General features: G+C 72.0%; 14 protein-coding genes and 1 pseudogene. 5 read left to right on the top strand and 10 right to left on the bottom strand.

What is annotated here, in order from left to right:
• Nucleotides 1-18 precede the first annotated feature (18 nt).
• Entirely contained in the window at nucleotides 19-1,182 is a 1,164-nt protein-coding gene (locus tag ACFXBC_RS08550) for an SIS domain-containing protein (RefSeq protein WP_385020243.1), read from the bottom strand.
• Nucleotides 1,183-1,450: 268 nt separating this feature from the next.
• Between ACFXBC_RS08550 and ACFXBC_RS08545 the strand changes: the two genes are divergently transcribed.
• Together ACFXBC_RS08545 and ACFXBC_RS08540 are read left to right on the top strand one after the other, a co-directional pair.
• Nucleotides 1,451-2,230 (top strand): GntR family transcriptional regulator, encoded by a 780-nt coding sequence (locus ACFXBC_RS08545; RefSeq protein WP_385020239.1) that lies wholly within the window; start codon nucleotides 1,451-1,453, stop codon nucleotides 2,228-2,230.
• Nucleotides 2,231-2,347: 117 nt separating this feature from the next.
• A complete protein-coding gene (locus tag ACFXBC_RS08540) occupies nucleotides 2,348-2,914 on the top strand; it encodes a hypothetical protein (RefSeq protein ID WP_385020236.1) in 567 nt (188 codons plus the stop codon).
• 123 nt (nucleotides 2,915-3,037) lie between these two features.
• Here ACFXBC_RS08540 and ACFXBC_RS08535 read toward each other — a convergent pair whose 3' ends face one another.
• The gene (locus ACFXBC_RS08535) at nucleotides 3,038-3,460 is read right to left on the bottom strand and encodes a Dabb family protein (RefSeq protein WP_385020233.1); all 423 of its coding nucleotides are present in this window, start codon (nucleotides 3,458-3,460) and stop codon (nucleotides 3,038-3,040) included.
• 27 nt (nucleotides 3,461-3,487) lie between these two features.
• Nucleotides 3,488-4,129: a TetR/AcrR family transcriptional regulator gene (locus ACFXBC_RS08530; RefSeq protein WP_385020230.1), complete on the bottom strand. Its 642-nt coding sequence runs from the start codon at nucleotides 4,127-4,129 to the stop codon at nucleotides 3,488-3,490.
• Nucleotides 4,130-4,334: 205 nt separating this feature from the next.
• Between ACFXBC_RS08530 and ACFXBC_RS08525 the strand changes: the two genes are divergently transcribed.
• Nucleotides 4,335-5,117, top strand: a complete 783-nt coding sequence (locus tag ACFXBC_RS08525) for a hypothetical protein (RefSeq protein ID WP_385020227.1) — start codon at nucleotides 4,335-4,337, stop codon at nucleotides 5,115-5,117.
• A 64-nt stretch (nucleotides 5,118-5,181) separates the two neighbouring features.
• Here ACFXBC_RS08525 and ACFXBC_RS08520 read toward each other — a convergent pair.
• The 3 genes and pseudogenes from ACFXBC_RS08520 to ACFXBC_RS08510 form a co-directional block, all read right to left on the bottom strand.
• A pseudogene (locus ACFXBC_RS08520) lies at nucleotides 5,182-5,700 on the bottom strand (phosphotransferase); the annotation flags it as partial.
• 69 nt (nucleotides 5,701-5,769) lie between these two features.
• Nucleotides 5,770-6,723 carry a nucleoside hydrolase gene (locus ACFXBC_RS08515; RefSeq protein WP_385020225.1) on the bottom strand — a complete coding sequence of 318 codons (954 nt, stop codon included), beginning with the start codon at nucleotides 6,721-6,723 and terminating at the stop codon, nucleotides 5,770-5,772.
• 111 nt (nucleotides 6,724-6,834) lie between these two features.
• Nucleotides 6,835-8,259 (bottom strand): MFS transporter, encoded by a 1,425-nt coding sequence (locus ACFXBC_RS08510; RefSeq protein ID WP_385020222.1) that lies wholly within the window; start codon nucleotides 8,257-8,259, stop codon nucleotides 6,835-6,837.
• 134 nt (nucleotides 8,260-8,393) lie between these two features.
• Here ACFXBC_RS08510 and ACFXBC_RS08505 point away from each other — a divergent pair, with 134 nt between their 5' ends.
• Complete coding sequence (locus ACFXBC_RS08505; protein ID WP_385020219.1) at nucleotides 8,394-9,215, top strand: GntR family transcriptional regulator; 822 nt, start codon at nucleotides 8,394-8,396, stop codon at nucleotides 9,213-9,215.
• 54 nt (nucleotides 9,216-9,269) lie between these two features.
• On the opposite strand, the gene ACFXBC_RS08500 is transcribed toward ACFXBC_RS08505, so the two are convergent.
• Both ACFXBC_RS08500 and ACFXBC_RS08495 read right to left on the bottom strand, forming a co-directional pair.
• A complete protein-coding gene (locus ACFXBC_RS08500; RefSeq protein WP_385020215.1) occupies nucleotides 9,270-11,099 on the bottom strand; it encodes a protein kinase in 1,830 nt (609 codons plus the stop codon).
• A 103-nt stretch (nucleotides 11,100-11,202) separates the two neighbouring features.
• Entirely contained in the window at nucleotides 11,203-13,335 is a 2,133-nt protein-coding gene (locus ACFXBC_RS08495) for a glycoside hydrolase family 3 C-terminal domain-containing protein (protein WP_385020212.1), read from the bottom strand.
• A gap of 399 nt (nucleotides 13,336-13,734) precedes the next feature.
• Here ACFXBC_RS08495 and ACFXBC_RS08490 point away from each other — a divergent pair, with 399 nt between their 5' ends.
• Entirely contained in the window at nucleotides 13,735-14,772 is a 1,038-nt protein-coding gene (locus ACFXBC_RS08490) for a glycoside hydrolase family 16 protein (RefSeq protein ID WP_385020209.1), read from the top strand.
• Between the two features lie 125 nt (nucleotides 14,773-14,897).
• Here the strand turns inward: ACFXBC_RS08490 and ACFXBC_RS08485 are convergent, their stop codons facing one another.
• The gene (locus ACFXBC_RS08485) at nucleotides 14,898-15,233 is read right to left on the bottom strand and encodes a chaplin (RefSeq protein WP_385020206.1); all 336 of its coding nucleotides are present in this window, start codon (nucleotides 15,231-15,233) and stop codon (nucleotides 14,898-14,900) included.
• A 166-nt stretch (nucleotides 15,234-15,399) separates the two neighbouring features.
• A complete protein-coding gene (locus ACFXBC_RS08480; protein ID WP_385020203.1) occupies nucleotides 15,400-20,286 on the bottom strand; it encodes a DNA repair ATPase in 4,887 nt (1,628 codons plus the stop codon).
• Between the last annotated feature and the right edge of the window lie 164 nt (nucleotides 20,287-20,450).

Genomic DNA, 20,450 nt, shown 5'->3' with positions numbered 1-20,450 from the left:
AGCGTTCGGTGCGAGGTCCTATCGCCGGGGCAGGGGATGGATGGTGACGCCCTGCACGACCCGGTTGACCTCGCCGTCCGGGAACGGGTTGTCGGGTGTCACCCCGTGTGCCAGCGAGGCGTGCAGCGCGATCAGCTGGGCACAGACCACGGCGGGCAGCGCGAGGGCGGCGTCGGCGGCGTCCGCCGCTCCCGGCACCAGCCAGGTGCTCCCGGGCGGGAGCCCCTCGGGGCGGCCCGCGATCGCGACGGCCTGTCCTGCGGGGAGGGCCGCGCTCAGTTCCCGGAAGATGTCCAGGTCGTAGAGCCGGGTGTGGGGGTCGTTGGAGATGTAGACGACCACTCCGGTGCGCGGGGTGAGGAACGCCTTGGGGCCGTGGCGGAAGCCGAGGGACGAGTCGGCCAGTGCGCTGACCGATCCCCCGGTCAGTTCGAGGAGCTTGAGGGCGGATTCACCGGCGAGTGCCTTCAGCGGGCCGCTGCCCAGGTAGACGAAGCGCTCCAGGCCGCGCCCGGTGAGGTCGGTGACCCGGCGCTCCCACGCGTCGGACAGCACGGCTGCCGCCGCGTCCGGGGCGGTGTCGAGTCCGCGGATGTGCCGGCCCGCCAGCGCGCCCAGCACCCCCAGCAGCATGCAGGTCAGGCTGGAGGTCATCGCGAAGCCCTGGTCCTCCGCCGCCCCGGGGGTCAGGAGGACGAGGGAGCCGGGGCGGGCCCGGTGTCCGGCCGCCAGGGATCCGTCCGCGTTGCAGGTGATGACGAGGTGGGAGCACCGGTCGAGCAACTGGTCGGCCAGCTCCGTCGCCGCGGTGCTCTCGGGGCTGTTGCCGGAACGCGCGAAGGACACCAGCAGGGTGGGGCGCTCCCGCTCCTCGAAACACCCGGCGGGGTCGGCGACGATGTCGGTGGTGGCCACGGCCTCGACGGTGCGGCCGGTCGCCGCGGCCAGCGCGGAGCGGGCCACCCCTCCCGCGTAGGCGGACGTGCCGGCGCCGGTGAGGACGATGCGCAGGGCGGGTTCCGCGAGCAGGGGCGCCAGGAAGGCGTCGAGCGCCGGCCCCTGCTCATGCAGGTGGTGGAGCATCTCACGCCATACGCGCGGCTGTTGCCGGATCTCGCGGTACGTATGGGCGGCGCCCGCGGGCGCCGCGGGAAGGTCGCTGGTCTCGGGGGCGGTCGTCACGCGTACTCCTTGGAACGTGGGGGCCGGGCCGTCTCCCGGGTTCGGTGCGCGGCCGCTTCCAGCACCGGGAAACGAGCACCGGGGAACGCGCGCCGCGCACCGCGGTGATTCCGTCCGCAGCATCGGCTTTCTGGTCTCATACCAGCAGACCCAACGGTCCGGGCAGGTCCGCATTTTTCATCAACGGTCACAAGGCCATTCGCCCTGCTGCCTGAAGATTACTGGTACGGACTGGTTCGGTCAAAGGGCCATCTGGTATTATTCTGGTATGCCCAGCTACCCGGATCCCGGTCCCGTCGGCGCGCGCGGTGAGACCCTGCCCCTCTACTCCCTCGTGGCCCGGCGCCTGCGTGAGGACGCCACGGGGGGCGACATGCGCCCAGGGGACCGGCTGCCCTCGGAACGCGTCCTCGCCGAGCGCTACCAGGTCTCGCGCGTCACCCTGCGTTCCGCGCTCAACCGCCTGGCCGAAGAGGGGCTGATCGCCTCCGCGCCGGCCCGGGGCTGGTTCCTCCAGGAGGACCGATCCGCCGACCATCCCGCCCTGTCCCGCCCCAGCGCGGGCCGCACCGTACAGGGCTTCGCCGACTACGCCCTGCGGCACGGCCTCGCGGTACGCACCCGGGTGCTGGCCGCCGAGGCGCGAGCGGCCACCATCGCCGAGGCGGAGGAGCTGCGCATCGCGCCCGGCGCCCCGCTGTTCAGCATGCGCAGGCTCCGCTTCCTGGACGAGCTCGTGGTGGTCGTCGAGCACAACCGGCTGCCACTCGCGCTCTGCCCGGAACTGGCGGACACCGACTTCGGGCACGCCTCGCTCTACGCCACCCTGCGGCAGGCCGACCCGCCCCAGGTGCCCCACGTCGCCGACTACTCGGTCGAAGCCCGGCAGCCCGATGCCGAGGAGAGCGAGCTGCTCGACATCACGGACACCACTCCCGTACTCGTCGCGACCCAACTCGCCTTCAACCAGGAGGCCCGCCCGCTGGAACTCACGGTGGCCATCTACCGCGGCGACCGTTACCGCTTCCGCGCCTCGATCACCGACTGAGAGCACCACGCCGGGGGCAGCCGGATTCCGGCACGCCCGCCGTGTACGCCGCGTCCGCCCTAAGATCTCCTCCGTGGGCCGGGTCATCCGGTCAACTGCACGGACGGGGGACGAGAGTTGGGCACCGGAGAACAGCTGGTAACGATCGCCGCGGTACTGCTCGGGGCGCTGACGACCCATGTCACCACCTATGTAATGGAGCGCACGCGGACCCGCTATCAGCTGCTCACCCGGTGGGACGACCGGAAGCTCAGCGCCTACGAGGGTTACGTCGACAGCGCGCGGGCCGCCGTCTTCCTCGCCGTACAGCTCTTCGAGCACCGGTCCGGGCTGCGCCCGAGCGAGAAGCCCGTACCCGAGATGTGCGCGGAGCACGCCGAGGCCACGCGCGCACGCGGCCGGGCCTTCGAGCGGATCATGCTGCTCGGCGGCGATGACGTCGTCGAGGCGGCGCACCAGCTGAACAAGGCGGCCATCGAGATCGACTGGCAGGCCGAGGAGAAGATCACCGGAACGGTGGAGGACTGGCGGGAGCGCCACCGGGTCGCGTTCCGGCGGATCAACGAGTTCCACGAAGCCGCCCGGGTCGACCTCGGCGTCCAGGGGAGCGTGCAGGGCGACAGACATCCGGCGCGGGATCTGCTGCTGCCGTCGCCGCGGGAAGAGGGCGCGGGAGCGCCCTGAGGGGGCTGCCCCGCACGCCGACGCCCCGGCCCGCCCGGATACGGAACACCGGATACGGGATACCGGGTACGGAACACCGGCTACGGGACAGCTGGTGCGGGATACCCGGTACGAACTCCGGCGTCACGGGCCGGGCGGGGAGCCCGCCGGGGCGCTGCTGCCGCTGTAGGAGGGCAGATCGGCCACCAGTTGAGTGAGGTCCGGGTCGCCCGCGTAGCGGCGCGCGTGGAGCCCGGCGATCTTCTCGGCGATGCCGGGGTCGTCGCTGTCGGTGGTGTCGTAGGAGACGAAGCTGTCGAGCAGCGGCAGGCCGATCCGGTCGGTGCGGGCGTGCGAGGGCGCCATCAGGTACTCCCAGTACCCGTCGAGATCGTTGAGGACGAAGACGGCGCCGTACTCGAACTCGCCGCCGACGTCCCGGCCGACGACATACCGCACGACCGCGTCGATCGACTCGCCCTGGTTCCGCAGGGCGGCAAGGGCCTCCTCGCGCTGCTCGGCGCCGACGTTCTTCTTGAAGGCGAAACGGTTGTGGTGGTAGATCATTTCCCTCTCCTGCCTCTCTCCTGACGGCTACTCACCCGGCGCTCCGACGGTGTCGGGCGGGTGGCGTTCTCGTGGGGTGTGCGACGGGCCGGACCAGTAGCCGAGCAGGGCCGACACCGCCTGACCGGCCAGGTGCAGGGCACGGTCGAAGCCGACATCCTCGATCGCGCCGATACCGGCGAGACCGTGCAGTGAGCCCCAGAGCAGATCGCAGGCGTCCTCGATGGCGCCCGGCTCGGCCCCTGCGTCGGCCGCCCACACATGGATGATCTCCCGTGTGAACGCGAGCACTTCGGAAGCGGCCGCGCGGCGGGCGGAGGCGTCGACCTCCGCGCCGGCGCCACCCGACATCAGCTGGTAGAGCCCTGGTCGCGACCTGGCGAACTCCAGATAGGCGACTGCCGCCAAGTGCGGCCCCCGTGAAGCTGGTTCACTGGCGACCGCGGTCCGCATCCGCTCCAGCAGATCGGCGTTGCCCTGCTCCAACAGCTGTCGCAGTACGGCCTCTTTGCTCGGGAAGTGCTGGTAGATCACCGGCGCGCTGTAGCCGATCTCGGTGGCGATCCGCCGGATCGTCACGGCCTGCCAGCCCTCCGCCTCGGCCATCCGGCCCGCGGCCTCCAGAATCTCGGCGAACGTCCGCCTGCGTACCTCTTCCCGCTTTCCCACCCGAACCCCTAACAGCGTTAGAACTCCTAACGTTGTTAGTATTTTGCGAGTCGCCCGGAACTGTCAAGCCCGGCGCCACCACCGCAGCAGGGGCGGTGCCGCTTGTTGAATGCGGGAGCTTCACAAGAAGCGCACAACATCCTTAAGATCTCCTCTACTCCGCCCTTCAGGGGCGGCACAGCAGAACGAGAACGGGGGGGGTTGCATGTCTCTCAGGAATGCACCGGAGCAGCGTGGGTCCAACGGCGCTCAGCGCAAGGGGAAGAGCGCGAGAAGGAGACTCCGGATCGCCGGTCGGCTGATGGCCGGGGCGGTGGTCCTCTCCATGGCAGTGGCCGCCTGCTCGGGCGGCGGGCAGAACGACACGTCGGCGGCGGCCCCTTCGAGTCCGGCGAACATATCCGCCTCCCCGCACACCGCTTCCCCCACACCCCAGCCCACGACGCCCACGCCCGCCAGTCCCTCGCCCACAACGCCCCCGAAGAAGCCGGTCGTCCGGGCGGTCGTGAGCGACCACACCGACTGGAACCTCCAGAAGGCCGTGGCGGACGCCCACGGGCACCACGTCGCGTCCGTCTCGTACACGGACGCGAGCGAGTTGAGGCGCACGGTGGTGCACCCCGCCAACTGGAAGGTGTGCGCGCAGACGCCGTCGGCCGGTTCGTACAGCACCGCCACAAAGCTCACGTTCAAGGTCGTGGAGTCGGGTGAGTCATGCGCGCACCCGCCGCACGCCGCATCCGGCGGTAAGTCCAGCGGCGGCGGTTCGTCCTCATCGGGCGGTACGGGCTCCGGCTCGGGTGGGAGTACGTCGGCGGGCGGCGGCTCCACCAAGACCCAGGTGTGCAGCATCCGGTCCAACGCGGGCAACTGCTACCGCGCCGGCCAGTTCTGCCGGAACGCGGACGTGGGCGCGACGACCACGGATGCGGCAGGGCGCAAGATCACCTGTGGCTACCAGAGCTCCGCCAACCGGTGGCACTACTGAGCTGCGTCCGGCTCTCCCACCGGCAGCCGGGATGACCGGAGTGGACGGCTGCGCTCCGGCTCTGTCCGATGAGGGCCTGGGTGATCTGACGGGTGGTCCGGGCCGCGACCCGGGGGCTGACCGCGCCGAAGTGGGTGTACGCGTTCAGGCCGGTGGCCAGGGCCCAGCCCCGGCCACGGGTCCACGTGGCGTCGTCGGTGCCGAGTGCCGTACGGAAGGCGGCCCGGACGGCCGGTGACGTCAGCGTGTACGCGATGGTCAGGTCGCAGGCCGGGTCGCCGACGCCGAGGCCGCCGAAGTCCGGCGCCCCCACCGCCACCGGCACCGGAACGGCCGGCGGCAGGTGCGGAGCGAGCAGGGGCAGCCACACGGATTCCTTCCGGGCCTCTCCCACAGCCCCGGCGTGCCGGGGCAACCGGACGGAGAGTGCGTCGCCCAGGCGATGGATCACATGGTCCGAACCGGCCGGGTCGAGCAGCCGCAGCGGCGACTCCGACCACTGCGGGAACTGCGTGTCGATCGGACGCCTGACCAGCCCACGGTCGATCGTGGGCCGGACGTCGGCGGTACGTTCCGGTGTCATCGGCAGTTCCTCCGGAGCACGCGCGGCGGACTCCGGTCCCTCCGCCGGGAGTCCGGGGACTTCAGGGGCTCAGAGGGTCAGCAGCCGCTGGACGAGATGGGCGGCGGAGTCCGGGCCCGCCTCCAGTACGACGCGGCAGTGGGCACCCTCCTGCGCAGGGTAGTTGAGGAACTGACCGCGCAGGTCGCAGATGGTCTGGCCGCGCCCCGGCCCCTGGGTGGCGTCCACCACGACGTCGACCACGGGCGCGAGCGTGGGCACCACACCGCCGACCGCGATGGCCGCCGCCAGCGGGTCGTGCACCGCGCAGCAGCGGCGGCCGAACGTCTCCAGGTAGAAGCCGTAGTAGAGGTCCATCATCTCGCCGAGGGCGACGGGCAGCGGGCGGCCCGAGTCGAGGAGGGCCTGGCGGTCCGATTCCTCAAGGGTGTGGGCGAGGGTGACGTCGAGCGGGACGAGCGTGATGTCCCAGGGCGCGGCGAGGACCTCGGCGGCGGCCTCGGGGTCGTTGTGGATGTTCGCCTCGGCGACAGGCGAGACATTCCCGCTCTGGTGGGCCGCGCCGCCCATGATGGTGATGTCCTGGACCAGCGACGGGAGTTCGGGCTCACGGCGGAGCGCTTCGGCGACGTTGGTGAGCGGGCCGGTGGTGAGCAGCCGCAGGGTGCCCCGGTGGGCGCGGGCGAGCTCGATGATCATGTCGGCGGCGTCCTGGGCGACGGCCGCCTGCGCCGAGTCGGGCACCGTGATGTCACCGATGCCGTTGTGGCCGTGGATGTGCGGCACGGAGCCCGCGTACGTACCGGCCTGGGGGTCTGCCGCACCGACGGCGACCGGGATGGTGGCGCGCCCGGCGAGCTGGGTGAGCGCCAGGGTGTTGCGGGCCGCCTGGGTGGAGTCGACGTTGCCGCTGACGGTACCGATGCCGACTATCTCTATCTCGGGCGATGCCAGCAGGTAGGCGAGCGCCATCGAGTCGTCGATGCCGGTGTCGCAGTCGAAGTAGAGCGGCTGGGCTGCCATGGTGGAGGCTCCTTGGGGTCGGGGCACGTCGGTGCCCGGGAGGGGCGGGGGAAGGGGAAGGCGTTCGGCGCGGATTCGGTGCGGGCTGTACGTAGGGCGCGGTGCGGGCCGTCAGTCCGTACGGCGGGTGATGAAGAGGCTGGCCACCAGAGCCAGGACGCTGATCCCCACGGATATCCACAGGGCGGTGCTGTAGCCGGTGTGGGTGGCGCGGGCCGCGTACGGGGCGACGATGCCGATGCCGGTGCTCGCGCCGATCCCGAAGGCGGCGCTGTTGAGTCCGGGCAGCGCGGCGGGCGCCTCCTTGGGCGAGTTCAGGACGCCCAGGCCGTTCACGGTGGTCAGGACGAGACCGTTGTACGTGATGCCGAGGAAGGCGACCGCCGCGAAGACGGTCCACTTCTCCAGCGGATAGACGGCGATGACACACAGGGCCGCGATGCTCAGGACGAGCCCGGACCGGAGGGTGAGGAGCCAGCCCCGGCGGTCGGCGAGCCAGCCGGCCATCGGGGCGGCTGCCAGGCCGATCAGCGCGGCGGGCGTCAGATAGAGGAGTGACGACTCGGTGGCCGTCATACCGAAGCCGGTCTTCGGGTTCTGACTGATCACGACCACCGTGAAGTTGATGACCGCGAAGATCCCGGACAGCGAGATCACGGTCGTCGCGATGACCGGCCAGACCTGCCGGGACTTGAGGTGCTTCAGGGCGATCAGCGGGACCGCCTTGCGGCGCTCCACCATGCCGAAGGCGATGGCCGAGACAAGGGTGCCCGCGAGATAGCCGAGGGTGCTCGCGCTGTGCCAGCCGTCGGCGAAGCCGTGCGAGACGAGGTACGTGACGCAGTACAGCGCGACCGACAGGGTGGCGGCGCCCCACCAGTCCATCCGGCCCCGCTCCGGCTCCCCGTCCCCGGGCAGGACGAACGCCACACAGACCGTGGCGGCGACGCCGATCACCAGGATGACGGCGAAGATCGACCGGTAGCCGTAGGCGTCCGAGAGCCGGCCGCCCAGCAGGCCGTCCACTCCGCCGACCCCGCCGTTGATCGCGGTGATCACGCCGAGCGCGGTGGCGAAGAGCTTCTTGCTGAGGCGTTCGTTGAGGACGACGTACGAGATCTGGAAGGCGGCGCTGGAGGCGCCCTGCAGTACGCGGCCGGTGAGCAGGACCGGGAGGTTCGGGGCGGCCAGGCAGAGGACTGTGCCGACGGCGGTCACGGTCAGCACCGCGATGAGGACCCGGCGGCGCCCCCAGAAGTCGCTGACGCGGCTCAGGACGACGCCCGTGATCGCTCCGGCCAGGAAGAACAGCGAGGAGACCTGGGCTATCCCGTCCACGCTGCCATGGAGGCGGCGCGCCATTTCGGGGAGCGCGGGGGTGATCATGCTGGCGTTCAGCTGGAAGGCGATGACGCTCAGCAACAGCGTCGCCACCAGGACAGCAGCCTTCTTGCCGTGCAGAAGCGTCGTTTCGCCCTGTTCCAGCGGCTTTGGGTCTCTGATTCCTGAGCTGCTGCCCGGACTGCCTGTGTTCACAAGGAACCTCATCGTTACAGTGAGTCACACTCTTGGCTGATGTGAGATGTTATACCTCTCGGTCCGACATGCGTCTAGCCCCGATGGTCCTCTGGTTAGATGGACCGGACCACCAGTAGCGAGCGAGGTGTGCCGTGGCTGTCCCCACCGTCCCCAGCGTTGACGGGTTTCTGGCCGAACCCATGACCGTCTCCGTCGGCCAGCCGCTACGGGTGGCGGTCTACTCACGCCTCGCCCACGGCATCCGGGACCAGGTCTTCCCGCTGGGCTCCGCCCTGCCCAAGGAGGCCGACCTCGGTGCCCGGCTGGGAGTGAGCCGTACGGTGGTCCGCGAGGCGCTCATGCTCCTGGAGGAGGACGGCCTCATCCGCACCCGTCGCGGGGTCGGACGGTTCGTCAGCCAGACCCTTCCGCGCCAGGGCCTCGAACAGCTGCAGCCCTTCGAGGACACGCTGGCCACGCCCGGCCGGCCCGTGCGCGCCGAGCGTCTGGAGATGAACCTCCAGCGCACAACCGACTTCGTACTACAGGGACTTGGTCTCGAAGAGGGCAGTAACGCCTGGTTCTGCGAGACCCGGCTGTCCCGGGAGGGGGAGCAACTGGCCCTCGTCCAGGAGCACATCGCGTGCGGTTCCGAGCTGCGCGCGCTGTCCCCCGTGGTGGCCGACCGGGTGCAGGAGCTGCACGACAGTCCGCGCACCCTGCTCGGCGCCATGATCGGCATGCTCGGCCCGGTCTTCGGCCCCGGCGAGTGCACGATCACCGCCGGCGTCGCCGGAGCCACCCGCGGCAAGCTCCTCGGGCTGCGTCCCGGCGATCCGCTGCTCATCATCACGCAGACCGCGCAGCTCGGCGGCAGGCCCGCCTATCTGGCCAAGTACCTCGTCCCGCCCACCAGCGCCCCGCTCTCCATCCTCCAGCCCGCTCAGCCGGGAGCAGCGCCCGCGCGGCCCTGAGACGGGCGGACGGCGGTCCGGATGTCCGGGCTCCCGGGTGTCCGGGTGTCCGGGTCAGCAGCGCGTCGAAGGGCCGCTCTGCCGGGTGAAGTTGTCGTTGGACATCCAGCCCGATGTGTTCGTACCGGCGATCCGGACGTAGGTCCACCGGTTGCCGTACGCGTTGGTGACGTAGCAGTGGAACCAGACCTTCACACCCGACTTGGCCAGCGCCACGGCCGGGCACGACTGGTACGGCCCGGTCTCCAGGTGGTAGCTGCCCGCCATGGCGGCGTACGAGCCGGGGTTCGGGTCCTGGTGGTTCCAGCCGCCGCAGCTCTTCGACACCGAGGACGGTTTCGTGGCGGGAGGCGCCGGGGTGCCCGGCGGTGTTCCGGCGCTTCCCCCGCCGCCCGCGCCGCCGGGCTTCGCGGTGGGTCCCGCAGGGGAGCTTTCCGCGCCGCCGGCCCCCGGTGACCGGCCGGTCCGCCGTACGGGGGTCTGTGACGGCTTCCGCTTCCCGTGGGAGCGCGCGGAGGCCGAAGCGCCGGGCATCGTCGTGCCGTTGGCCATCCCGTCCGCGCTGGGCAGGCTGCCGGCCGAGCCGGGCGCCGCCGAGCCCGCCGCCCGCGTCTCCCCGCCGCTGCCGCCCTGGTGCGTCATGACGGCGTACGTGGCACCGCCTCCGGCGATCACCACGGCGGCCACCGCGGCGGCGACGGTACGGCCACGGCGCCGGGTGCGTACGGCCGCGGTGCGGTGGCCGCCGGTCCGGGACGCCTCGGCCGTACGGGGGCCCGGCTGCGGGAACGGGTGTGGGAACGGCTGGTCGGGCGGGCCGGACGCCGAGCCGGGGGCCGGACCGGACGCCGGACCGTAACTCCCGTACGGCGCTTGCGCGTTCCCGTACGGAGGCTGGTCATGTGCGTACGAGTCCTGCTGCCGGGCGTGCTGCTGCTCCTGCTGCTCGTACTGCTGCTGGTACGGCGCCGGAGTGTCACCGCCGGGCGCCGGACCGGAACCCACGGGCGGCGGGGCCGGATGTGGTTGGCCCGCCGCGACCGACTCCAGTATCCGGCGGGCCTGGTCCGCCGTGGGCCGGTCCGCCGGTTCCTTCGCCATCAGCGCCCGGAGCACCGGGGCGAGCGGCCCGGCCCGCCGCGGTTCCGGCAGCGGTTCCGTGACGATCGCGGCCAGCGTCGACCACGCCGACGTACGGCGGAACGGCGCCGCGCCCTCCACCGCCGCGTACAGCGTCATCCCCAGCGCCCAGATGTCCGACGCCGGGCCGGGGTCCATGCCCTGGGCGCGCTCCGGCGGCAGATAGTCGAGGGAGCCGACCAGTTCGCCGCTGCGCGTCAGCTTGTCCAGGGCGCCGTCGCCCGCCGTCTCCATGCTGGCGATGCCGAAGTCGGTGAGCACCACCCGGCCGCCGCGCTCCAGGAGGACATTGCCCGGCTTGACGTCCCGGTGCAGGACGCCCACCCGGTGGGCCGCGTCGAGCGCGTCCGTCAGACGGGCACCGATCTCCGCGGCCTCCCGCGGTGCGAGGGTGCCGCGCTCCGTCAGTACGTCGTCCAGCGAGGGCCCGTCGACCAGCTCCATCACGATGACCGGCAGCCCCTGCTCCTCGGTCACGTCGTGCACGGTGACCACTCCGGGGTGCCGGATGCGGGCCGCGGCCTGCGCCTCCCGGTGCATCCGGGCCCGCAGATCGGCCAGTTCGGCCCCGGACGCGTCGGTGTAGGCGCGCAGGATCTTGACCGCGACCTCCCGGCTGAGCAGCTGGTCCACCGCCCGTGCGACCACCCCCATGCCACCGCGCCCGATCGGCGCGGTGACCCGGTACCGCCCCCCGAGCACCCTGCCGACCAGCTCCCCGCCGTTCACGTCCCCCGTCGTCACCGCACGCCCCGTTCCGTCGCTCGCCGTTCTGCTGTCCGCCGGGCCCCAGCAGGGTCCGGCGGGCACCAGAGTATGGGCAAGGGCGTGCGCGCCGGAGGGGGCCTCAGCCGACCCGGACCTTCCTCTCCAGCGGCAGGTCCGCCGACGACCGGCCGACCGACACCGTGTAGGTCCCCGGCACCACCGTCCACCCGGTCCCGGCCGTCAGCCACACCGCGAACGCCTCACGGTCCAGGTCGAGATGGACCGTCCTGCGCTCGCCCGGCTCCAGGGTGACCTTCTGGAACGCCTTGAGCTGCCGGGCCGGTTCACCGGCCGCCGCGGGCGCCGTCAGATACAGCTGGACCACCTCGCTGCCGGTGCGGTGACCGGTGTTGCGGATCCGGACCGTGGCGCGGTAGCCGTCCCCGTACCGGCCGAGGCGCAGGTCCGACAGCCGGAACGTGGTGTACGAGAGGCCGTGGCCGAAGGGGAACAGCGGCTGCTCGCCGGAGCTCTGATACCAGCGGTAGCCCACCGCGAGCCCCTCGTCGTAGTAGACCTGCGTCCCGTCGCCCGGGTACTGCGCGGTCGTCTTCGCCGGGCCCTGCTGCTCGGATGCCGGGAAGGTCTCGGGCAGCCGGCCGCCCGGCTCGGCGTCGCCGAAGAGCATCGCGGCCAGGGCACTGCCCTGTTCCTGTCCGCCGTACCAGTTGGCGAGGACGGCTCCGGCGCCGTCGAGCCAGGGCATGAGGACCGCGCCCGATGTGTTCAGGACGACGACCGTACGGGGGTTGGCCGCGACGACCGCCGCGATCAGCTCGTCCTGGCCGTCCGGCAGGGCGAGCGTGGTGCGGTCCGAGCCCTCGCTGGTGTAGTCGCCCGCGACGACGACAGCCACATCCGCCGCACGCGCCGCTTCGGCCGCCCCCGCGGGGCCCTCGGTGTACGTCACCGGGATGTCCCCGGCCCGCGCCCTGATGCCGGCGAGCGGGGTGACGACAGCGCCGTTGGCGGTGACGGAACCCGAACCCCCGCCGTGCGTACGGGCCCCGGCGTCGGCCGCGGCGCCGATGACCGCGACGGACGCGGGGCGGGCGAACGGCAGCACCCGTTCGTTCTTCAGCAGCACACTGCCCTGGATGCTGATACTGCGCGCGAGCCCGAGATGCGCCTCGCTGCTGACGACCTCGGTGAGCACGGTCGCCGGGTCCGGCAGCCGGTGGTCGAAGAGCCCGGTCCGGTACATGGCGGTGAGCGCATGGACGGCCATCGTGTCCACGGTGGCGGTGCTCACCGTGCCCGCCGTGACCGCGTCCTTCAGCTTGTCGCCGAGGTAGGTGGAGCCGGGCATCTCCATGTCGGAGCCCGCGCGGGCGGTGAGCACGGTGCTGTGGGTGCCGCCCCAGTCCGACATCACCAGTCCGTCGAAGCCCCAGGAGTCGCGCAGGGTGTCCTGGACGGCGGTGCGGTTCTCGTGCGACCAGGCGCCGTTGACCTTGTTGTACGAGGTCATCACGGCTCCGGCGCCGCCGCGCTGGACGGCGGCGCGGAACCCCGGGTAGTAGATCTCGTGCAGGGCGCGCTGCGAGACCACCACGTCGATCGAGCCGCGCAGGGTCTCCTGGTTGTTGGCCGCGAAGTGCTTCACGGTGGCCATCACCGGGTGGGTCTGGATGCCCTCGACGACCCGGGCCGCCAGCTCCGCGTTGAGGTACGGGTCCTCGGTGAAGGTCTCGAACGACCGCCCCCAGTAGGGGACGCGCAGGATGTTGATACAGGGCGCCAGGGCGATGTTGTGCCCCTTGGCCGCCTGCTCGGCGGCGTAGGCGTCACCGTAGGCCCGCGCCGTCTCCGGGTCCCAGGTCGCTGCCAGGGTCTTGCAGTCGGGCCACTGGGTCACCCCTTTCGAGCCGTTGCCCACCCCGTTGGGGCCGTCGCCGAGATACAGGGCCGGGATGTCGAGGCGGGTGTTGGCGAGGACCCGGCCCGCGTACCCCACGCCCTTGGGGGACCAGCCCTGCCCGTGCAGCAGGGCGATCTTCTCGTCCAGGGTCATCTTCGCGACGAGTGCGGCGGCCCTGGCGGCGGCCGCGGCCGATCCGGGGCGCGGTCTCGGCTCCGTACGCACCGCTCCGGCGGCGACGCCGCCCCCGGTGGCCGCTGCGGCGCCGGTGGCCGATGCCACCGTGCCGGCACCGGCGGCCACCGCGCCCGCTCCGGCCAGTTTCAGTACCGATCTCCGGTTGACGTTCATGAGCCCTCCCGAGTCGCTGTCATGGATGCACGTATGCCATGGGTGAACGAGTGCACGGACGTACGGGTGCACCCGCGCACGGGTGACAGAACGAAGTGACATGTACATGGCCTCAGAGTTCGTCCGGTCCGTCAATGGTCTGTACGCGCTTCACCCGATCCGGCGCCCCGGCCGCCCACCCGGCATCGACAGCGGAACGCCGTACGGCAACTGGCCGGATATCTCACCCCGTTGGCTTCAGGGGATGAACGCGGCACGCCCCTTGACGGGTCGGCCACCGTGCCCGACAGTCGTTCGGAAGGCGGCTGAGAGCGCTCTCAGGCAGCCTCACCCGCGCGCCCCCACGCCGCTCCCCCGCAGTGCGCTCCCACCCCCACGCCCCCCACGGAAGCAGCCCAGATGAACAGGATCGCCTTCCCCGGCTCGTCCCCCGGCACCTCCCGCGGCCCCGAGCGCCACCCCGGTCGCCGCCCCGCACACCGCCCCCGGCGCCGCTTGCTGACCGTGCTCGCCGCGCTCGCCCTGCCGCTGGCCGGACTCACCGGCCTGGCGGGCCCCGCCGGGCTCACCGGTACCGCGGCGGCGAGCGAACCGGCCGCCGGGTCCCGTACGGCCGCCGCCGACTGGACCACGGTGTTCAGGGACGACTTCGACGGCGCGGCCGGAACGGGCCTCAACACGTCCGACTGGCTCTACGACAAGGGCACCGGCTACCCGGGCGGCGCCGCGAACTGGGGCACCGGCGAGATCGAGACATCGACGGACTCGACCGACAACGTCTACCAGGACGGCTCGGGCCATCTGGTGATCAAGCCGCTACGGGACGCGTCCGGGCACTGGACGTCCGGCCGGGTGGAGACCCAGCGCACCGACTTCGCCGCACCGGCCGGCGGCCAGCTCCAGCTCAGCGCCTCCCTGAAGCAGCCCGACCCGGCGAGCGGACTCGGCTACTGGCCGGCCTTCTGGGCGATGGGCGCGGACGCACGTCCTGCCGGTGCCACCAACTGGCCCGGTATCGGCGAGCTGGACATCATGGAGGACGTCAACGCGCTCAGCCAGCACTCCACGACCTTCCACTGCGGCCAGTGGGCGGGCGAGTGCCACGACCCGGACGGGATCAGCAGCGGTCTGCAGACCTGCACGGGCTGCCAGTCCGGCTACCACACGTACTCGGTGGTCGTGGACCGTACGAACGCGTCGGCCGAGCAGCTGCGCTTCTCTCTCGACGGCGTCCAGACCTTCGTGGTCAACCAGAACGAGGTGTCCGACGCGACCTGGAAGGCCGCGGTCGACCACGGCTTCTTCGCCATCTTCGACGTGGCGATCGGCGGCTCGTATCCGGACAAGGTCTGCGGCTGCACCTCCCCGGGGGCCGACATCAGCTCCGGTGCGGGGATGAGCGTGGACTGGTTCTCGGCCGAGGTGAGCACGTCATGAGCCGGTAGCCGGTAGCCGGTAGCCGGTAGCCCGCAACTGGTGGCAGACAGCACCGCCCCCCGGAGGGCCGATTCGGCGTCTTCCTCCGGGGGGCGGTGTTCACTGCCTGCCGCGAATGACCGCGGTCAGTTCCAGTCGTGGTTGCGACCGTGGTCCCAGCCGTGGTTCCAGCCACCGTGGCCGTGCTCGCGACCGTGGTCACGGCCGTGGTCGCGGCCGTGCCCGCCGTTCACGCAGGTGTTGCCGAAGGCCGGGTTGAGCAGGCCGATGACGTCGACGCTGTTGCCGCAGACGTTGAGACCGAGGTCGACCGGGACCTGGACGACGTTGCCGGAGAGCACACCGGGCGAGCCGATGGCCGCGCCCTCCGCACCGCTGTCCGCGGAGGCGACCGACGCACCCCCCAGCACGGTGGCGGCGGCGATGGCAGACAGCACGGTCATCCGCACGATTCGAGACATGATGGACACAAACCCTTCCGTAGGAGCACTCCAGGGCCGGATTGCGCGGGCCCTCTTGTGTGGTCCTTCGCAATGCCTGCCCGCTGGGATGGGTCCCGCATCGCGACTTCACCCGAAGAGACGCGGCACTGAACTGACGTACGCGGGTTGGGCTGCGAAAACTCCGCTACCGGGTGTCGGCCGCCCGGCTGATCGCCGACTCCACCGCCGCGATCCGGTCGGCCAGCAGCCCCAGCGCCGCCACCGCGCGCGGCAGCGGATCGGTTTCCGGTCCGCCGCCCAGGGTCCTGGCGCGGACATCGGCCGCCTTGATCTCCGCCCAGCGTGCCGCCTGTTCCGGCGTCAGGGTCTGGCGCAGCTCGGCCAGTTTCAGCAGGTTGGACTCGGCGCCGCTGGTCAGGGTCTGGGCCTCGCCCCGGTAGTGGTCGTCGATCACAGCGGCCAGCTCGGCGCCGTTCATCACCGGGTCGATCCGTGCCGCGATCTTGTTCATGTTGCGGTACGAGCCCTGGAGCCGGAACGGCGGCTCGGTGCGGGCCGCGTCCGACTGGGCGGCCGACGCGATATAGGCGGCGTTGACCGCGAGCACCGTGGCGCGGGCCGTCAGCAGATGGCGCAGGACCGCCACGACACGGTCCAGTTCCCCCGCCGGGCACGGGTGCTGGAGCCGGTCGCGGCGTGCGGTCGGATCGTCGGACGCCAGCCGTACGAGCAGGCCCAGGTCGTCGCGGTGCCAGGCCGCGAGCGGGGCCAGCACCGGGTTCGCGGTGAGCGCGTTCTCCACGAAGCTCAGCGCGAAGACGTCCTCCTTGCCGGTGAGCACATCGCCGAGGTTCCAGACGTCGGCCCGGTTGGCCAGCATGTCGGGGATCCGGAAGCGCTGCCCCGACTCGGTGTACGGGTTGCCCGCCATACAGACCGCGAAGCGTTTGCCCCGCAGGTCGTAGCTGCGTGCGGCGCCGTCCCTGACGCCGTCGATCCTGCGCTGGGCGTCGCAGAGCGGGATGAACCTCTGGAGCAGTTCGGGTGAGGTGTGCTGGATGTCGTCCAGGTACAGCAGGGTGTTGTTGCCCGCGGCCAGCGCGAAGTTGATCTTCTCGACCTCCTGGCGCGCGGTGGCGTCCGGCGCCTGCGCCGGGTCCAGGGAGGTGACCCGGTGGCCGAGCGCCGGGCCGTCGATCCTGACCAGGGCCAGCCCGAGCCGGTCGGCCACGTACTCCACGAGCGTGGTCTTGCCGTAGCCGGGCGGCGACACCAGCAGCAGCAGACCGTTGCTGTCGGTGCGTTTCGTGTCGCCCGCGGTGCCGATCTGTCTGGCCAGGTTGTCGCCGATCAGCGGGAGGTAGACCTCGTCGATGAGCCGGTTGCGTACGAACGACGGCATGACGCGGGGGCGGTGGTCGTCCAGCCTCAGCCGTGCGCGCTCGGCCGCGACCAGGGCGGTGCGCTGCCGCTGGTAGGCGCGGAATCCGGGGACCTCGGTGCGGTGGAACTCGGCTGCCGCCGGAATGAGTTCGTCGATACGGACGGTCAGTCCGCGGCCCTCGATGCGCGGATGGGTGCCGAGCAGCCCCTCCACCCTCGCGGCCAGCGGCGCGGCCGACTCGTAGCGCGGCAGCTCCGGGCAGAGCTCGACGGCGACCGCCTCGGCCAGGGCCCCCGTCGGCACCGGGCCTCCGGGGCGGGTGCCTTGGCCGCCGGAGTTCGCGTACGCGCCGAGCCAGTTCTCCACGAGCTGGCGGCGGGCCGTCAGGTCGTCGTCGCCGATCCCTTTGAGGTCGTCGTCGTAGGCGGAAGTCCCCACGGCCCGGCGGAAATCGTCGAGCAGGGTGCGGGTCGCCGTGTGGGTGACGAAGCCCTCGGGGCCGCCGGTCAGCTCCTCGAAGAGGTACTCGGCGGCCTGCGGCGCCTCCGGTCCTCCGATCACGCCAGCCAGTTCGGCCTGCCACTCCGTGATGGCCGGGGCGAGTCCGAAGGTCTCGCGGGCGCGAGCCATCGACACGGCCCTGCGGGTCCAGGCCAGCCGTGCCGGTTCCGTCGTGGAGTGCGCCCAGAACAGCTGGGCCGCGGCGCGGGCCCGCGGCGGGAAGCGGAGCAGTCCGGCCCCGGTGTGCAGCCGCAGCAGCGCGCCGAGTATCAGTGCGGCGTCGTGGTCGTGGACTCCGCGTTCGTACCCCTCGTCGTACGCGGCCTCGGCCGACTGCCGTACCAGTGAGGGGAGTTCGGCGGCGGCGAGTGCGTCGGGCCCCTGCTCGGCGAGCAGCCGGGCGGCCAGATACTCGGCCCGGTAGAGCGCGGGTGACTCGGACGGCAGGGTGCGGCCCCAGTACGGGCGGCAGGCGGCGAACGCCGGATCGGTGACCGGGGAGCGGTAGTCGGTACCGGTGAGGGCGAAGGCAAGACCGGCGCCGCCGCTGTCACTGTCACCGCCGCTGCCGGGGCCGCCGTACGGCACCAGGGTCAGGTCCAGGGGCTGCGCGTTGACGGCGAAGCGGTGCCGGCCGAGCCGGATGGTGCCGCCGCCGTCCGCGTACAGATCGGTGCGGTCGCGCAGCGCTCGGGCCGCCTCCTGGCGGGCCGCCTTGAGCCGGCCCGCCAGTTCGTCGGCCCCGACCCGGTCGCCGAGTCCGCGCAGTTCGTCGGCGGTGCGGCCGACCTTGGCGACCAGCGGGTCGGAGGCGAAGAACGTACTGATCGCGTCCGCGGAGCCGAGCGAGGCCGCCCGGCGGGCGAGGGTCTCCAGGACCCGGGAGGCCGAGGCGCCGAGCCGCTCGGCGCGGCGGGCGCGCTCGTCCTGGAGGGTCTGCCTGCGCGCCGAGAACGCCTCGTACACCTCGGTCCGCCGGGCACCCAGCTCGGCCAGGAACTCGTCCGAACCGTCGAACCTGGACTCCAGGTCCTCCACCCGGAGCAGCAGCCCGGCGAGCTGGTCGTCGCAGCTCTCCGGGGTGCCGGCCGCGGCCAGCGCCGCGGTGACCCACATGGCGATCACGGCCAGCCCGGCGGCGAATTCGGCGCGCCCCTCGTGGCCGAGCAGTTCCCGGCGGCGCGCTTCGAGCGTGGCGCGGGCGCGGTTGACCCCGCCGACGACCTCGGCGATCCGTTCCAGGACCGAGGTACGGACCGTGGCGTCGCCGATGTCGAGCCCGGTGACGACCTCGGTGACGGTACGCAGCCCATCGGCCAGTTCGTCGAGGCGTTCGGTGACCGGTGCGGCTCCGGCCACGGTGGCGATCGCCTCCGCTTCGGCGGTGAGCCGTCCGGTCTCTTCGTGGTACCCGGCGAAGGCGTCGTCGCCCCGCAGCTGTCCGACGGCGCGCTGGGCGAACGAGGCGATGTCCGCCGCCACTTCGTCCGCGAGTGCGTCGATGCGGTCGGTGTCGGCGTACCGCTGCTCTTTGAGCGTGAGCACCTGCCCATGGGCGCCGCGCAGTTCGGTCAGCCGGGTGACCCACTCGGCGGCCGCACCGGGCGCCTCACCGCGGGCCCTGCGCACCAGTGCGGCGACCCGCGCCGCGGCCGCGTCCAGCGCGTCGGCGGCCTCCCGGGTCAGCGTCCGGACGGTCTCGAACTCGGCGAGCACCTGCCCGGCCGTGGTGCGCAGCCCGTCCAGCGGTTCCAGCAGGTCGCCGGTGGACTCGTCGCCCAGCCAGTGGTGGGTGTCGGCGGCCCGTACGCAGGAGGCGAGCAGCGTCTCGTACACACCCGTGGTCGGCTCGGTGTTCTCGGTGACGGTACGGGCCAGCGACAGGCAGTCGGATATCCCGCGCACCAGGTCGGCGTTGCCGATCCGGGTGAGGGGCCCTTCGCCCGCCGGGACCGCGTCGGCGCAGGTGTCCGAGACGTACGGGGAGCGCCAGCGCTGGAGCGGGTGGACGCGGGCGGGCTCGTCGGAGTCGCCGCGCAGGACGATGAGGGTGCCGTCGTCGAAGAGCGCGTACCCCCGGCAGCCGAGCGGGGTCCCGGTCTCCTTGCGGATCAGGTTGTACGGCAGGAGCAGGGTGCGGCCGGCCGCGGGGGCGTGGAAGACGTACAGCACGTCCTCACCGTTCGGGGAGCGGATCAGCCGCTCGAACGCCAGACCCGCCGTGTCCAGGGCGAAGGTCTTGTACGCGCCGGTGGCCAGGCAGTATCCGCCGGGGAAGATGATCCCCTGGTCCTCGGGGAGGCTGCGGCAGCCCTGCCCGATGCCGTCGAGGCGTACCACGGTGCGGGTGACGGTGTTGAAGACCAGATGGCGCGGGTGCTCCTCCTTGTACGGGCGTACGCGCAGCAGGAGCAGGGCTCCGGCGCGGGCGTACTCCACCTCGGCGTCGGCGAGCGACTGGAGCGGTTCGTCGACCGGCTCGGACCAGATCCCCTCGGCCGCCTCGGTGTTGTCCTCGTCCTTGACGGTGAGCGAACCGCCGGCCGTCGTCACATACACGCCGCCCGGCAGGGCGATGTGCGGGTGGCGGCCCGGCACATGGTCCTGGCGGGTGGTGGGGGTCCATTCGAGGTCGTCCGGCGGCGGGGGTACGTGGTCGCGGTCGCCGCGTGCGTCGAGGTACCCGACGCTGCCGTCGGCGGCGAGCGCCCAGCGCAGCACGCGGATGTCGTCGGCGGTCTCACCGGTACGGAAGACGGCGAGCAGTCTGCCGTCGATGTGGCGGAGCTGGAGCAGCCGGGCGTCGCGGTAGTAGCGGTGGAGCTCCGTGAACTCCCTGATGAAGGCGGGGTCGTCGAGCAGGCCGGGCACATCGGTGTCGGGAAGCCTGTTCAGGGCGGTGTCGTGCAGCGCGAAGACGTCCGCGGGCTCGGACGTCTGCTTCCGGCCGGGCGGGATGTCGCAGCCGATGAGCAGACGGCCGCGGACGGCGACCGTGTCGCGGGGGACGCGGTCGCTGTCGGTACGGAGCTGTTCCGTACCGGTGAGGGCCAGCTCCGTGGAGCCGAAGGTCTCGGTGCGGCGGGCGTTGAGGGCGGTGGCCCTGCGGGCCAGTTCGGCGGCCTGCCCGGCCAGCCGGTCCCTGAGCACCTCGTAGGTGCCGGCGTCTACGGAGGTCTGGGTCATCGGCGGCTTTCTGGGTAATGGGTGCGAGGTTGGGAGGGGGCTGGTTGGGAGGGGCTGGTTAGGGGGTGCCGTCACAACCCAGCACGTCCGGCGATTGAGGACATCTTTTCAACCCCGGCCTTGAGAGTCCCCCGGACGGAGTCCGGGGGAGTTTGAGGCCACCC

Source organism: Streptomyces sp. NPDC059398 (genome assembly GCF_042751845.1).
Lineage (GTDB): Bacteria > Actinomycetota > Actinomycetes > Streptomycetales > Streptomycetaceae > Streptomyces.
Note: the sequence above shows the minus strand (reverse complement) of the source record. Positions and strands in the feature narration are given on the sequence as shown.